This window comes from Amycolatopsis vastitatis, from assembly GCF_002234595.1.
Taxonomy (GTDB): domain Bacteria; phylum Actinomycetota; class Actinomycetes; order Mycobacteriales; family Pseudonocardiaceae; genus Amycolatopsis; species Amycolatopsis vastitatis.
Genome location: NZ_NMUL01000041.1, coordinates 61,530 through 77,347, shown reverse-complemented (window position 1 = coordinate 77,347; position 15,818 = coordinate 61,530). Strand labels below are relative to the sequence as shown.

Sequence of the window (15,818 nt, the reverse complement as noted above, 5' to 3'; positions counted from 1 at the left end):
CGGCCGCCTTTCGCTCGTCTGTGTTACCGCTGGATGTCGGCGGACAGTTCCTTGAGCTTGGCCTCGTGCTCGCGGGCGTGGTGCCCGCAGAAGAGCAGTTCGCCACCCGTGCTGAGGATGGCTCGTACCTGAGCTGCTGCTCCGCACCGGTCACAGCGGTCGGCGGCGGTCAGTTCGGGGCGGGTGAGCGTCGGCGATGTCATGGGGGTCTCCCTCCGTCCCGGCACCGGTCGCCCGGTGCCATCGATCCAGCTACGCCCACTTCGGGACTGATGCCGGTGGCGGCGATCGCCTCCGGCTCCGCGGTGTTCGTGCTTCCACTGTTCCAGACGTTTCGCTGCCCGCAAGTGTTCCCGCGCCGGTGGGACCTGAGTCACGCCGATTTACCCCGGATGCCGTAGCCGGGTCCCGCAATCCAGGAGACGAATACCCGGAGAGTTACGTTTTCCGTGGTCAGGCAGCATGAGATCGTGACATCGGCGACTTCCCCCCGGCGACTTTCCGTGGTACCCGCTCCGGCCTTGTTCGTTCTCAGCGGAATTTCCATGTACGCCGGCGCGGCGATCGCGGTCGGTCTTTTCGGCCACGCGACGCCCGCCGGGGTGGCGTGGCTGCGCTGCCTCGGCGCGGCGGTGGTGCTGCTCGCCTGGCGCCGGCCACCCCGGGCGGCCTGGCGGGGCAGGCGCCTGCTGCTGGCGATCGTCTTCGGCGTCGTGACGGCGGGCATGAACGTGCTCTTCTACGAGGCGATCGCCCGCCTGCCGCTCGGGACGGCGGTGGCGATGGAGTTCGCGGGCCCGGTCGTCGTGGCGGCTCTGGGATCCCGGACGCTGCGGGACGTGCTCGCGGTCCTGCTGGTGGCCACCGGGGTGGTGGCCATCGCGGACGTCCGGCTGGCGGGCAGCTTCTGGGGAGTGGTGTTCGCCCTGGCCGCGGCGGCGGCCTGGGCGGGGTACATCCTGCTGGGCAAGCGGGTGGCGGTGGACGGCGACGGCATCGACAGCCTGGCGATCGGCTTCGCGGCGGGCACGCTCGTCCTGTCGCCGCTCGCCGCCGGCACCGGCGGAGTGTGGTCTTCGCCACGCCTGTTGCTGCTGGGCATCGGCGTCGGGGTGCTGTCGACGGTGGTGCCGTACGCGCTCGACCAGGTGGTGCTGCGCCGGGTGGGCCAGGCGCGCTTCGCGGTGCTGCTGGCGTTGCTCCCGGTGACGGCGGGCGTGATGGGGTTCGTGCTGCTCGGGCAGGTGCCTTCGCTGCCCGAGGCACTGGGGACGCTGGCCGTGGTGGCGGGGGTGGCGCTGCGCAGCCGGGAGTCCTCCGCGCGGCGGGTTCCGGAGCCGCCGGGCTGAGTTGTCCACAGACGGGCCGTGCGGGCGTCACGCCCGGCTCAGGCGGGCGGTCGGCGCGACCCAGCGACTTTGCCGGAACCCCGTCCAGGGAGGGCGGGGGTGTTTCCGCCGGTCGGATCGTGATGGTCTCCGCCTCGCCCGCCCGGGATACTGAGCCCCGGGCGGCAGGAAGCGGGTGGCCATGACGAAAGCGGCGTCGGCCGCGGCGAAGGACTTCGCCGCCGCCGGAGTGGGCGGTGTCCACCTCGCCTGGGCGGACAACAACGGCATCCCGCGCTCCCGCGTCGTCCCCATCGCCGGCCTGGCCGACGCCGCCACCCGCGGCGTCGGCGCGACCTCGCTCTTCGCCGTCTTCGACAGCCGCGACGCCATCACCTACGGGCACGCCGGCCTTGCGACGCCGTCCGGGGACATCCGGCTTGTGCCCGTGGTCGACCGGCTGCGCCGGCTGGCCGGGCAGCCCGCGCTCGCCTGGGCACCGGTCCGGCAGCTCACCAAGGACGGCGAGCCGTGGCCGTACTGCCAGCGTGCGGTGCTCGAACGGCAGGTCGCGGAGGGTACGCGGCGCGGGCTCGAGTTCCGGGCCGGCTACGAGCTCGAGTTCGCCGTCGCGCCCGCGGGCAGCACCGACGTCGTGACGACGCCCGGGCACCCCGGCCCGGCCTACAGCCCGCACGCCCTGGTCGGCCTGGACGGCTTCGTCGCGGCCCTCCTGCACGACTTCGCCGCCAACGGCCTGCGGATCGGCCAGCTGCACGCCGAGTACGGCGTGGCCCAGCTCGAGCTGTCGCTCGCCGCCACCGATCCCGTCTCGGCCGCCGACGACCAGCTGCTCGCCCGCCAGACCATCCACGCCGCCGCCCGTGCGCACGGCCTCGCCGTCAGCTTCGCGCCGCTCGTCGGGCTGGGTGCGGCCGGCAACGGCTGGCACCTGCACACCTCCGTCCGCCGCAAGGGCCGCAACCTGCTCGACGGCGCCGAGAACACCCCCGAAGGCGACGGCGCCGGCTACCTCGCCGGGCTGCTGCGCGACCTGCCGGCGCTGACCGCGATCACCGCGCCGAGCGTGCCTTCGACCCTTCGCCTCCGGCCGGGCTACTTCGCGGGCGCTTACGCGTTCTGGGGCGTGGAGAACCGGGAGGCGCCGCTGCGGTACGTCCCCGGCACGCCGCTGCTGGGCGCCGACCACGCGAACGTCGAGCTCAAGACGTCCGACGCCTCGGCCAACCCGTACCTCGCGCTGGCGGTGGTGCTGGCCGCCGGGATGGCCGGCATCGAGGACGCGCCCGCGTTGCCCGAGCCGATCGGCGAGGACCCGGGTGGCTGGACGGACGGGGAGCGGGAGACGCGCGGCGTGCGCCGGCTGCCGGCGGACACCGCCGAACAGGACGCCGCGCTGCTGGCGTCGCCGCGGATCGCCGGCGTGCTCGGCGACGAGCTGCTGGGTGCCTTCCGCGCCGTCCGGGCGTCGGACGCGGCGTGGGCGGCCGACCACACGGCGGACGAGATCGTCGCCGCCCATCTTTGGCGCTATTGAGAACCTTATTCTGGTCGAGACGGCGCTACGGACCGCAGGCACCCGCCTGTGGTGACACTCGCGCCGGCTGACGGCTGAACAAGGTTCTGAGGGGACCGATGTCTTCGGGGATCGACGGCGGGCAGCTCGACCTGTCCGGGGTGCGGTGGCTGCCGGGCGGCGCCCGGCTGGCCGCGGTGGCCCAGGCGGAGCTGCCCCAGAAGGACGGGCTGGCCGCGGCGTTCTGCGGGCTCGCGGCGCTGCGGGCGGCCGGGCTCGACGGGCTCGACCAGGACGCCGTCGCGGCGGCCGCGGGCACGGTCCGCGGGCCGGCCGTGCACCCGCGGGGCGAGACGGGCCGTCGCGACTTCCGGCTGCCGTTGCCGGTCGTCGACGATCCGGCCGCGGCCGGTACCCGGGTTTCCGGGCTCGCGTCGGCCGTCGGTTCGCTGTCGCGGGGCACCCTCACGGCGGTGCCGGTGACGGGGGAGTGGACCACCGGGTCGCTGTTCGACCTGCTCGTCGGGCTGTGGGACGTCCCGCGCGTCGCGGTGGTCGCCCGGATCGACGGTGCCGAGCTCGGCGCCCACGACACCCCGGAACGCGCGTTGCTCGACTACCTCGACACCGGGGTCCCGCCGCTGTGGACGTCCCGCTGGCGCCCGCCCGGAGGTCACTTCGTGCTCCTGGCGGGCATCCGCATCGGTGCCGAGGGCACCCTTCTGTCCGTTGTGGACACTTACCCGTCGTTGGGGGACAACGGGATCCACGACCAGCCCGTGGAATGGGTGACGGCGGCACTGGCCGGGCTCGGCGTGCTGGTGGTCGTCGACGCGGACCAGGACGGCGTCGTCCGCGAGGCGGCCCGCGTCGCCGGGCTCACTCCGTCCTTTTGGGACTGACCGCCGTCTCCGCGTTTCCGGGCGCAAAACGGGAGTGACGGCGGCCGTAGGCGAAGTAGATCACCAGGCCGATCAACAGCCACACCGCGAAGCGGATCCACGTGAGCACGTTCAGGTTGAGCATCAGGTACAGGCACGCCAGCGCGGCCAGGATCGGCACCACCGGCGAGAAGGGCACGGAGAACGGCCGCTCCAGGTCGGGACGGCGGCGGCGCAGCACCGGGACCGCCACGGCCACGATGATCATCGCCGACAGCGCGCCGATGCTGACCATGTCGGCCAGTTCGGAGATCGGGACGAACGCGGCCAGCACTGCGATCAGTGCCGCGCCGCCGATGGTCATCCGGTGCGGGGTGCCCCAGCGCGGGTGCGCGGTGCCGAGCGCCTTCGGCAGCAGGCCGTCCCGGCCCATCGCGAACCCGATCCGCCCGATCGTGACCAGTTCGACCATCATCACCGACGTCAGGCCGGTCACCGCGCCGAGCGAGATCAGCGCGCCCACCCAGTGCTGGCCGACCCGGTCGAACGCGTCGGCCAGCGGCGCGCCGGTGTCGATGTCGGTGAACGGGACCATGCCGGTCAGCACGATCGACACGCCGATGTAGAGCAGCGCGCACACCCCCAGCGCGCCGAGGATGCCGACCCGGAGGTCCTTGCGCGGGTTCAGCGTCTCTTCGCCGAGGTTCGCGAGTGCTTCGAAGCCGGTGTAGGCGAAGAAGACCACCGCGGCCGCGGTGATCATCCCGGCGATGCCGTACACCGACTGCTCCAGGCCGAGCGCCGCCTGGACGATCGGTTGCTCCAGCACCGTCGTGCCCGCCTCGGGCGCCCGGGCCGGCGGGACGAACGGCGTCAGGTTGGCGCCCCGGACGAAGAACAGGCCGACCGCGAGCACCAGGACGCAGACCGCGACCTTCACGCACACCAGCAGGTTGGTCAGCCGGGCCGACTCCTTGATACCCAGCACGGCGACCACCGTCAGCACGCCGATGATGAGCACCGCGCCGATGTTCACCTTCGCGTCTTCGCCGAACCACTCCGGCGACAGCCCGAGCAGGTTCGCCAGGTACCCCGACCAGCCGCGCGAGACCACGGCGGCGCCGAGCGCGAACTCCAGCAGCAGGTCCCAGCCGATGATCCAGGCGAACACTTCGCCGAGGGTGGCGAAGGCGTAGGTGTAAGCGCTTCCGGCTGTCGGGACGCTGGAGGCCAGCTCCGCGTAACACAGCGCCGCGAGCCCGGCGACGACCGCGCCGAGCACGAAGGACAACGTCACGGCGGGCCCGGCGTGCGTCTTCGCCTCGACGCCCGCGAGGGTGAAGATGCCGGTGCCGATGATGATCCCGACGCCGAACCCGACCAGGTCGCGCCCGCGCAGCCGCCGTTTGAGCTCCCCGGAGTCCTGGCGGTCCAGGACCTCGTCCACGTTCAGCGTTCTCCGCTCACCCATGAGGAGAAGTTAAAAGGTCACGGGCGTTCCCGCAGATCGGCGGCGGGTGCGGACGACCGGGGCGAAGTGACGTCGTCCCGCGCAGATGGCGGGAACGGCCGGGCACCGGAATGCTGGTCCCCGTGCCCGAAGAGATCCCCGCCCGCAGTGCCCTGCACGAGCTCGCCGACCGCCACGGGGTCGCCACCCGGTACGAGAACGCCGACCAGGTCTGGGTCGACGTGGACGACGACGTCGTCATCGCCGTCCTCGGCCAGTTCGGTGTCGACGCGACCAGTGAGGAGGCCATGGCCGAAGCGCTGACCACGGCGCGCGCAGCCCGGTCCGCCGCCGTCCTGCCGCCGACGATCGTCGTGCGGGAAGGCACCGGACGGCCGCTGGGCGTCGACGCCGAGGTCGTGCTCGAGGACGGCACCCGTCGGCGCGCCGACGGGGAGCTGCCGGCGGACCTGCCGCTCGGCTGGCACCGGGTGGTCGCGGACGGCCAGGAGGCCGTGCTCGCGGTCGTGCCGGCGAAGCTGCCGGAGGTCCGGCCCGCGTGGGGGTGGATGCTGCAGCTCTACGCCCTGCACTCGGCCGGCTCCTGGGGCATCGGCGACTACGCGGACCTCGCGACCTTCGCCGCCCGGTCCGCCGCGGAGCTGGACGCCGGTGTCCTGCTGGTCAACCCGGTGCAGGCGATCAGCCCGGCCCACCCGGTCGAGCGCTCGCCGTACTCGCCCGCGAGCCGGCGGTTCGCCAACCCCGTCTACCTGCGCGTCACGGCCACCGAGACGTTCGGTGCGGCCGACCGGGCGGTCCAGGACGCGGTGCGGTCGCTGGAGCCGGACCGTGGCGGCGAGCTCATCGACTACGACGCGGTGTGGACGGCCAAGCGCGCGGCGCTCGAACTGCTCTGGCCGCACCGCGTGGAGGAGGTGCCCGAGGACGCCGACCTGCTGGACTTCGCGCTGTTCTGCGCCCTCGCCGAGCGGCACGGGGCGGACTGGCGGGACTGGCCGGAGCCGCTGCGCGACCCGGCCGGGCCGGAGGTGGAGAAGGCACGGGAGGAGCTGAAGGAGCGCGTCGGCTTCCACGCGTGGCTGCAGCACCTCTGCCGGGTGCAGCTGGAAACCGCGCGCGTGGCGGCGCGCGAGGCCGGGATGACGGTCGGGATCGTGCACGACCTGCCGGTCGGCGTGCACCCGGGCGGGGCCGACACCTGGGCGGTGCGGGACGTCTTCGCCGCCGACGTGCGGGTCGGCGCGCCGCCGGACGCGTTCAACCAGCAGGGGCAGGACTGGAACCTGCCGCCCTGGCGGCCGGACAAGCTCGCCGAGGCCGGGTACGGGCCGTTCCGGGACGTCATCCGCGGTGTGCTGCGGTACGCCGACGGCATCCGCGTCGACCACATCGCCGGGCTCTGGCGGCTGTGGTGGATCCCGCCGGGCGAGCCCGCGCACCGCGGGACGTACGTCCACTACGACGCCGAAGCGATGGTCGGTGTGCTCGCGCTCGAAGCGCACCGCGCCGGCGCGGTCGTCGTGGGGGAGGACCTGGGCACCGTCGAGGAGACCGTCACCGACACCATGCACGAGCGGGGCATGCTCAGCTCGGCCGTGCTGTGGTTCGAACGCGACTGGGACGCGCCGGGCAAGCCGTTCACCCGCCCCGCGGAGTGGGATCCCGACGCCATGGCCAGCATTTCCACGCACGACCTGCCGACGGTCCCGGGCTGGCTGAAGAGCGAGCACGTCCGGATCCGCGCCGAGCTGGGCCTGCTGGACCGGGGCGTCGAAGCGGAGGAAGAGGCGGCCGCCGCCGAGCGGAAGGCGCTGTTCGAACTCGTTGCGCGGGAAGGGATTCCGGACGACGACCCGGTCGTCGCGCTGCACACGCTGCTGGCGTCGGCCGCGTCGCGGCTCGTGCTGACGTCGCCCGCGGACGTGGCGGGCCAAGTGCGGCAGCCGAATCTGCCCGGAACGGTCGACCAGTACCCTAACTGGCGGATTCGCCTTCCCGTCAGCGTAGACGGCTTCTTCACCGCGAAGGGGGTCCGCGCCGCGGTCAAGCCGCTGGCGGCGGCCCGTCCGCTGCCCCGGTAACGACCACCCCGTCACGCGCGACCCCCGGTGATACCGGCACGACCCAAGCTCGAGGAGACCCCAGTGCGGCCCTGGCCAGGAACGCCCTACCCGCTCGGCGCGACCTACGACGGAGTCGGGACGAACTTCGCCCTGTTCTCCGAGGTCGCCGAACGGGTCGAACTGTGCCTGTTCGACGACGAGGGCAAGGAGGAGCGGTACGCGCTCGAAGAGGTGGACGGCTTCGTCCACCACGGCTACCTGCTCAACGTCGGGCCCGGACGGCGGTACGGGTTCCGCGTGCACGGCCCGTACGACCCGAAGCGCGGCCTGCGCTGCAACCCGAACAAGCTGCTCATCGACCCGTACGCGAAGGCCGTCTCGCACGGCGTGAAGTGGGACGAGTCGCTGTTCGGCTACAAGTTCGACAACCCTGACGAGCGCAACGACGACGACTCCGCAGGCCGGGTGCCGTATTCGCTGGTGGCGAACCCGTTCTTCGACTGGGGCAACGACCGCCAGCCGAAGCGGCCGTACAACGAGACGGTCATCTACGAAGCCCATGTCAAGGGCATGACCGTGAATCACCCGTTCGTGCCCGAACCGCTGCAGGGCACCTACGCCGGTCTCGCGCACCCGGCCGTGATGGAGCACCTGCAGAAGCTCGGCGTGACGGCGGTGGAGCTGCTGCCGGTGCACCAGTTCGTCACCGACCACGGGCTCGCCGAGAAGGGCCTGACGAACTACTGGGGCTACAACACGATCGGGTACTTCGCCCCCCACGACGCCTACGCGGCGATGCCCGGCGAAGGCGGCCAGGTCCAGGAGTTCAAGGGCATGGTCAAGGCCTTCCACGAGGCCGGGATCGAAGTGATCCTGGACGTGGTTTACAACCACACCGCCGAGGGCAACCACCTCGGGCCGACCCTGTCGATGCGCGGCATCGACAACGAGGCCTACTACCGGCTGGTCGAGGGGGAGCCCGAGTACTACATGGACTACACCGGCACCGGGAACTCGCTCAACGTGCGCAACCCGCACACCCTGCAGCTGATCATGGACTCGCTGCGGTACTGGGTGACCGAGATGCACGTCGACGGCTTCCGGTTCGACCTCGCTTCGGCGCTGGCGCGCGAGTTCTACGACGTCGACCGGCTGTCCACGTTCTTCGACCTCGTGCAGCAGGACCCGATCGTCAGCCAGGTGAAGCTGATCGCCGAGCCGTGGGACGTCGGGCCCGGTGGCTACCAGGTCGGGAACTTCCCGCCGCTGTGGACGGAGTGGAACGGGCAGTTCCGCGACACCGTCCGGGACTTCTGGCGCGGCGAGCCCTCGACGCTGGGCGAGTTCGCCTCCCGCATCACCGGCTCGTCGGACCTCTACCAGGACGACGGCCGCCGCCCGTTCGCGTCGATCAACTTCGTCACCGCGCACGACGGCTTCACGCTGCGGGACCTGGTGTCCTACAACGAAAAGCACAACGAGGCCAACGGCGAGGACGGCCGCGACGGCGCCGACGACAACCGGTCGTGGAACTGCGGTGTCGAGGGCGAGACCGACGACCCCGAGGTGCAGGGACTGCGCGTGAGGCAGCAGCGCAACATGCTGGCCACGCTGATGCTGTCGCAGGGCATCCCGATGATCCTGCACGGCGACGAGTTCGGCCGCACCCAGCAGGGCAACAACAACGTGTACTGCCAGGACTCCGAACTGTCCTGGATGGACTGGGAACTGGCGAAGGACAACGCGGACCTGGTGAAGTTCACCGGCGGGCTGGGTGCGTTCCGGCACCGGCACCCGGTGTTCCGCCGCCGCCGGTTCTTCCAGGGCGGCCCGGTCGGCAAGGGCGAGAAGCTCGGCGACATCGCCTGGTTCACCCCGGCCGGCGAGGAGATGACCGAGCAGAACTGGGACGACGGCTTCGGCAAGGCGGTCGTGGTCTTCCTCAACGGCAAGGCGATCCCGGACCTCGACCAGCGGGGGATGAAGGTCGAGGACGACTCGTTCCTGCTCGCCTTCAACGCGCACTACGAAGACATCGACGCCCAGCTGCCGGGCAACGGGTACGGCCAGGCCTGGACCGTCGTCGTCGACACCGCGACCGGCGAGGTCGAACCCGCCGACGCGAAGCCGATCGAAGGCGGCGGCCAGTTCACCCTGCCCGCCCGGTCCCTGATCGTGTTGCAACGGACGGAGACGGAGCCCGAATGACGGTGCCGGAGTCGACCTACCGGGTGCAGCTGCGCCCGGAGTTCACCTTCAGCGACGCGGCCGGCATCGCCGGCTACCTGCGCGACCTCGGCATCGGCGCGTTGTACGCGTCGCCGGTGCTGGACGCGACGCCGGGCTCGACCCACGGCTACGACGTCGTCGACCCGACGCGCGCCCGGCCCGAGCTGGGCGGCGAGTCCGCCCGGCAGGAGCTCGCCGCCCTGCTGAAGGAGCTCGGCCTCGGCCTGGTCGTCGACATCGTGCCGAACCACATGTCGGTCGAGGTGCCGAAGGCCAACCGGTGGTGGTGGGACGTGCTGAAGCACGGCCGCGGCTCCGAGTACGCGTCCTTCTTCGACGTCGACTGGGACCGCGGCCCCCTCCTGCTGCCGGTCCTCGGCGACGACAGTGACGATGGAGCCGTCGCCGAGCTGACCGTCGACGGCGACGAGCTCGCCTACTACGACCACCGGTTCCCGATCGCCCCCGGCACGGAAGGCGGGACGCCGCAAGAGGTCCACGACCGCCAGCACTACCGCCTGATCGGCTGGCGCCGCGGCAACGCCGAGCTGAACTACCGCCGGTTCTTCGACATCACGAACCTGGCCGCGGTCCGCGTCGAAGACCCGACGGTGTTCGCCGAGACGCACGGCGAGGTGCTGCGCTGGGTCGCCGACGGCGACGTCACCGGCCTGCGCGTCGACCACCCCGACGGCCTCGCCGACCCGGGCGGCTACTTCCGGCGGCTGCGCGAGAACGCCCCGGAGGCGTGGATCGTCGCGGAGAAGATCCTTCACCCGGGCGAGCCGCTGCCGCAGAGCTGGCCGGTCGACGGCACCACCGGCTACGACGCCCTGCGCGAGATCGCCGGCGTCTTCGTCGATCCGGCCGCCGAGCCCGACTTCACCGCGCTCGCGAACGAGCTGGGCGTGAAGACCGGCTACCACCGCGTCGAGGCCGAGGCCCGGCGCCTGGTCACCGACCGCATTCTCGTCGCCGAGGTCCGGCGGATCGCGGCGCTGCTGCCCGACGTCGACCGGGAGCAGGCCAGGCAGGCGGTGGCCGAGACGATGATCGCTTTCCCCGTCTACCGCTCCTACCTGCCCGAAGGCACGGACCACTGGACCGCGGCGATCGAAGGCGCCCGCCGCGCCCGGCCCGACCTCGCCGACGGGTTGATCCTCCTCGACGCCTACGTGCGCAGAAACCCTGCGAGCGAGCTGGCGACCCGGATCCAGCAGACGTCCGGCATGGTCGTCGCCAAGGGCACCGAGGACACGACGTTCTACCGCTACACCCGGTTCGCCGCGCTCAACGAGGTCGGCGGCAACCCGGACCGGTTCGGCCTCGGCGTCGAGGAGTTCCACCGGCTCGCCGCCGAGCGCGAGGCCGGACACCCGGCGGCGATGACGACGCTGACCACGCACGACACCAAGCGTTCCGAGGACACCCGCGCCCGGATGGCCGTGCTCGCCGAGGTGCCCGGCGAGTTCGCCCAGGCTGTCCGGCGCTGGACCGCCCGGCGCGGCATCGACGAGCCGTCGCTGAACCTGCTCGCCTGGCAGACGCTCGTGTCGACCTGGCCGATCGAGCCGTCGCGCCTGCGGGACTACCTCGACAAGGCGGCCAAGGAGGCCAAGCTCCGGACCAGCTGGACCGACCACGACGAGGCGTTCGAGGCCGACGTCGCCGCCTGGCCCGAAGACGTCGTGAACGACGCCGAACTGGCCTCCGACATCGAGGCGTTCGTCAAGCGCATCGAGGGGCCCGGCTACGCGAACTCCCTCGGGCAGAAGCTCGTCCAGCTGACCGCGCCCGGCGTCCCGGACGTCTACCAGGGCACCGAGCTGTGGGACTTCTCGCTGGTCGACCCGGACAACCGCCGCCCGGTCGACTACGTGGTGCGCCGCGAGATCCTGGCCCGGATCACCGAAGGCGAGCTGCCGGAGATCGACGCGTCGGGCGCGGCGAAGCTGCTGGTCGTGCACAAGGCGCTGCGGCTGCGGCAGGAGCACCCGGCGCTGTTCCGCGGCTACCGGCCACTGCGGGCCGAAGGGGCCGCGGCGGGCCACTGCCTCGCCTACACGCGCAGCCCCGATCTCGCCGTGGCGGTGACCCGGCTCCCGATCGGCCTCGAAGCCGGCGGCGGCTGGCGCGACACGGTCCTCCCGCTGCCCGCCGGCGTCTGGACCGACGTCCTGACCGGCCGGGACGCGAGCCCGGACCTGGCCACCCTGTTCGACCGCTATCCCGTCGCGTTGCTGGTGCGAGGAGACGCATGAAGTTCAGCGTGTGGGCCCCCGCGGCCCGCAAGGTCCGGGTGAGCGTCGACGCCGGCGTGCACGAGATGACCGCGGGCGACGGCGGCTGGTGGCACGCCGAGGCGGAGGGCGTCAACTACGCCTTCCTCCTGGACGACGACGAGAAGCCGCTGCCCGACCCGCGCTCACGCCACCAGCCGCACGGGGTGCACGAGGAGTCGCGCGTCTACGACCACGGCGAGTTCGCCTGGACCGACGACGCCTGGACCGGGCGGCAGCTGCCCGGCGGTGTCCTCTACGAGCTGCACGTCGGCACGTTCACCGAGGGCGGCACCTTCGACGCGGCGATCGAGCGCCTCGGCCACCTCGTCGACCTCGGGATCACGCACGTCGAGCTGCTGCCGGTCAACTCGTTCGACGGCACTGCGGGCTGGGGCTACGACGGCGTCCTCTGGGGCGCGGTCCACGAGCCCTACGGCGGGCCCGACGGCTTCAAGCGGTTCGTCGACGCCGCCCACGCGCGCGGCCTGGCCGTCGTGCTCGACGTCGTCTACAACCACCTCGGGCCCTCGGGCGCCTACCTCGACCGGTTCGGGCCGTACTTCGCCGGGCAGAACGACTGGGGGCCCGGCCTCAACCTCGACGGCCCCGGCTCCGACGAGGTCCGCCGGTACGTGATCGACAACGCGCTGAGCTGGTTCCGCGACTTCCACGTCGACGCGCTGCGCCTGGACGCCGTGCACGCCTTGCTCGACCGCCGGGCCGTTCACCTGCTCGAACAGCTCGCCGGCGAGGTCGACGCGCTGTCGGCGGCGCTGAACCGGCCGCTGACGCTGATCGCCGAATCCGACCTCAACGACCCGAAGCTGGTCACGCCCCGCGAGCGCGGCGGCTACGGCTTGCACGCGCAGTGGTCGGACGACCTGCACCACGCGCTGCACGTCAAGCTCACCGGCGAGACGTCCGGCTACTACGCCGACTTCGCCGCGCCGGACGCGCTCGAGCGGGTCCTGCGCGAGGTGTTCTTCCACGCCGGGACCTGGTCGTCGTTCCGGGAGCGGACGCACGGCCGTCCGGTTGACACCCGGACCGTGCCCGGCCACCGCTTCCTCGGCTACCTGCAGAACCACGACCAGATCGGCAACCGCGCGACCGGCGACCGGCTGTCCGCCACGGTCGCCCCCGGCCGGCTGGCCTGCGGCGCGGCCCTGCTGTTCTGCTCGCCGTACACGCCGATGGTGTTCATGGGGGAGGAGTGGGCGGCGAGCACGCCGTGGCAGTTCTTCGCGTCCTTCCCGGACCCGGAGCTGGCCGAAGCCGTCCGCACGGGACGCCGTCGCGAGTTCGCCCGGCACGGCTGGGGCGAGGCCGACGTGCCCGACCCGATGGACCCGGCCACGGTGGACCGTTCGCGGCTCGACTGGGCCGAGGTCGAGCGTCCCGGTCACCGTGAGGTGCTGGACCTCTACCGTACGTTGATCCGGCTGCGCCGCGAACGGCCCGAGCTGGCCGACCCGCGGATCGCGGACCTGCGTCTCGACACCGCCCCGGACGCGTCCTGGCTCGTGCTGCACCGCGGCGGGCTGCGGCTGGCCGTCAACTTCGGTGCCGGCCCGGTGACGCTGCCACTCGGAGCCACGGCGGCCCTGCTGACCTGGGGCGAGGCCACCGTGGACGGTGGCGCCGCGCAGCTGCCGCCGGACACCTTCGTCCTGGTCGAAACGGCGGCGGCAGGGTAACTCCTGCGACACATCGCGCGGCGAACCGGCCGGATCTGGGACGATTCAGGAATGGCCACACGACCCTCCGCCGACCACGTCCTCGCCGGCCGCCCCTTTCCGCTCGGTGCCCACCCGGAGGCCGGCGGGGTGCGGTTCGCGATCACGTCCGCCGTCGCGGACGCCGTCGAGCTGTGCCTGATCGACGCCGACGGATCGGAACGCCGGATCGCGCTGACCGAACGCACCTTCGGCGTCTGGCACGGCCTGGTGCCCGGGGTGACGCCGGGGCAGCGGTACGGCTACCGGGTCCACGGGCCCTACGACCCGGCCCGCGGCCTGCGGTGCAACCCGCACAAGCTGCTGCTCGACCCGTACGCCCGGCAGATCACCGGCGGGCTCACCGACCTGCGCGCGGCCCAGGGCTTCACCGGCGACCCGGAACGCGGTCCGATGTCCACTGTGGACTCCCTGGGCAGCGTGCCGCTGTCGGTGGTCACCTCGCCCGGCGGGCCGGACACCGGGACCAAGCCGGAGGTGCCGTTCGAGGAGGCGGTGGTCTACGAGCTGCACGTCAAGGGGTTCACCCGGCAGCACCCGTTCATCCCGGAGGCCCTGCGCGGCACCTACCTCGGCCTGGCCCACCCGGTGGCGATCGAGTACCTCACCCGCCTCGGCGTCACCTCGGTGGAGCTGCTGCCGGTGCACTCGTTCCTCGACGAGCCGTCGCTGATCCGGGCGGGACGGCACAACTACTGGGGATACTCGCCGCTGGGCTTCTTCGCGCCGCACGCCGCCTACGCCAGCGAACCCGGCCACGAAGTCGAGGAGTTCCGGCTGATGGTGGCCGCCCTGCACGCGGCCGGTATCGAGGTGATCCTCGACGTCGTGTTCAACCACACCTGCGAGGGCGGCCCCGACGGGCCGACGCTGAGCTTCCGGGGGCTGAACGCGCCGGTGTACTACCTGCACACCGAGCGTGGCCACATGGCCGACATCACCGGCTGCGGCAACACCCTCGAGGCCGGCTCGCCGACCGTGGTCCGGCTGGTGACCGACTCGCTGCGGTACTGGACGCAGGAGATGGGTGTCGACGGCTTCCGGTTCGACCTCGCCAGCACGCTCGGGCGGCCGCGCGGCGGCGCGTTCGACCCGGCGTCCACGCTGCTCACCGCGATCACCACCGACCCGGTGCTCTCGCACTGCAAGCTGATCGCCGAGCCGTGGGACGCGACCGGCGAGGGCTACCGCGTCGGCGGCTTCGGCGCCCAGTGGGCGGAGTGGAACGGCCGCTACCGCGACACCGTCCGTGACTTCTGGCGCGGCGCGACCGGCGTCCGCGACCTCGCCTACCGGCTGTCCGGCTCGTCGGACCTCTACGACCACAACCTGCGCCGGCCGTGGCAGTCGATCAACTTCGTCACCGCGCACGACGGCTTCACGCTGCGGGACCTGGTGTCCTACAACGAAAAGCACAACGAAGCCAACGGCGAGGACAACCGCGACGGCGGCAACGACAACCGGTCGTGGAACCACGGCGCCGAGGGCGACACGGCGGACCCGGCGATCCGGGCCCTGCGGACCCGGCAGGCCCGCAACCTTTTCGCCACGCTGCTGCTGTCCACCGGCACCCCGATGCTGACGGCCGGTGACGAGTTCTGGCGGACCCAGCACGGCAACAACAACGCGTACTGCCTCGACGACGAGACGTCCTGGTTCGACTGGACGCCGGACGACCCGGAGGCCGAGGCCATGCTCGCCTTCGCGCGCCGGGTGGTGCGGCTGCGCGCCAACAGCCCGGCGCTGCGGCAGCCGGAGTTCTTCGAAGGCCGGACGACCCCGACCGGCAAGCCGGACCTCGTCTGGTTCCGCCCGGACGGTGAGGAGTTCGGCGAGACCGACTGGTTCGAGGACCGCCACACGCTCGGCATGTGGATCGACGGCTCGAACAGCCAGGCCCGCAACCGCGACGGCGCGCTCGTGCCCGACCACTCGTGGCTGCTGTGGCTGCACGCGGGTGACGCGCCGGCCGAGGTGACCCTGCCGGGCCGTGAGTACGGCGAGACGTTCAAGCCGACGCTCGACACGAGCACCGGCGACGGCAGCCCGGCCCACCCGGGCCCCCTGGAAGCCAAGAGCCGCGTGACGCTGCAGTCCCGTTCCCTGCTCCTGCTGCGAGCCCCCCGCCTGGCCGCCGACCCCCAACCCGAACCCTACTGACCGTGCTCGAAGAGCCGACACGCGTGATCAGAAGGCCGACACGCGTGATTGAAGGGTCGACACGAGCCCGGCCGCCGTGTCGACCCTTCGATCACGCGAGTTGACTCTCCCATCACGCGTGTCGACCC

Annotated in this window: 10 protein-coding genes; 8 read left to right on the top strand and 2 right to left on the bottom strand. The window is 72.2% G+C overall.

Translation table 11 applies throughout. The annotated features are described in order from the left end of the window. Positions 1-23: 23 nt before the first annotated feature. Entirely contained in the window at positions 24-203 is a 180-nt protein-coding gene (locus CF165_RS35205; RefSeq protein WP_004561029.1) for a DUF7455 domain-containing protein, read from the bottom strand. 342 nt (positions 204-545) lie between these two features. On the opposite strand from CF165_RS35205, the gene CF165_RS35200 reads away from it, so the two are divergent. From CF165_RS35200 to CF165_RS35190, 3 genes are all read left to right on the top strand, one after another. Then, complete coding sequence (locus CF165_RS35200; RefSeq protein ID WP_093951906.1) at positions 546-1,349, top strand: EamA family transporter; 804 nt, start codon at positions 546-548, stop codon at positions 1,347-1,349. A 181-nt stretch (positions 1,350-1,530) separates the two neighbouring features. Further along, positions 1,531-2,886, top strand: coding sequence for a type I glutamate--ammonia ligase (locus CF165_RS35195; protein WP_167441652.1), 1,356 nt, complete (start codon positions 1,531-1,533; stop codon positions 2,884-2,886). A 98-nt stretch (positions 2,887-2,984) separates the two neighbouring features. Further along, a complete protein-coding gene (locus tag CF165_RS35190) occupies positions 2,985-3,767 on the top strand; it encodes a DUF6885 family protein (protein WP_093951904.1) in 783 nt (260 codons plus the stop codon). On the opposite strand, the gene CF165_RS35185 is transcribed toward CF165_RS35190, so the two are convergent. Next, positions 3,745-5,193, bottom strand: a complete 1,449-nt coding sequence (locus CF165_RS35185; protein ID WP_093951929.1) for an amino acid permease — start codon at positions 5,191-5,193, stop codon at positions 3,745-3,747. The two genes, CF165_RS35190 and CF165_RS35185, sit on opposite strands and share 23 nt — an antisense overlap. A gap of 134 nt (positions 5,194-5,327) precedes the next feature. On the opposite strand from CF165_RS35185, the gene malQ reads away from it, so the two are divergent. The 5 genes from malQ (at position 5,328) to glgX (CF165_RS35160) (ending at position 15,690) form a co-directional block, all read left to right on the top strand. Continuing rightward, complete coding sequence (malQ, locus tag CF165_RS35180) at positions 5,328-7,301, top strand: 4-alpha-glucanotransferase (protein ID WP_167441651.1); 1,974 nt, start codon at positions 5,328-5,330, stop codon at positions 7,299-7,301. Between the two features lie 63 nt (positions 7,302-7,364). Further along, positions 7,365-9,491 (top strand): glycogen debranching protein GlgX, encoded by a 2,127-nt coding sequence (gene glgX, locus CF165_RS35175; RefSeq protein WP_093951903.1) that lies wholly within the window; start codon positions 7,365-7,367, stop codon positions 9,489-9,491. Then, positions 9,488-11,773: a malto-oligosyltrehalose synthase gene (treY, locus tag CF165_RS35170; RefSeq protein ID WP_093951902.1), complete on the top strand. Its 2,286-nt coding sequence runs from the start codon at positions 9,488-9,490 to the stop codon at positions 11,771-11,773. The genes glgX (CF165_RS35175) and treY overlap by 4 nt, the downstream gene beginning before the upstream one ends. Beyond that, entirely contained in the window at positions 11,770-13,491 is a 1,722-nt protein-coding gene (gene treZ / locus CF165_RS35165) for a malto-oligosyltrehalose trehalohydrolase (RefSeq protein ID WP_093951901.1), read from the top strand. Before treY ends, treZ begins: the two co-directional genes overlap by 4 nt. Before the next feature lie 51 nt (positions 13,492-13,542). Continuing rightward, positions 13,543-15,690: a glycogen debranching protein GlgX gene (gene glgX / locus CF165_RS35160; RefSeq protein WP_093951900.1), complete on the top strand. Its 2,148-nt coding sequence runs from the start codon at positions 13,543-13,545 to the stop codon at positions 15,688-15,690. Positions 15,691-15,818: the final 128 nt, after the last annotated feature.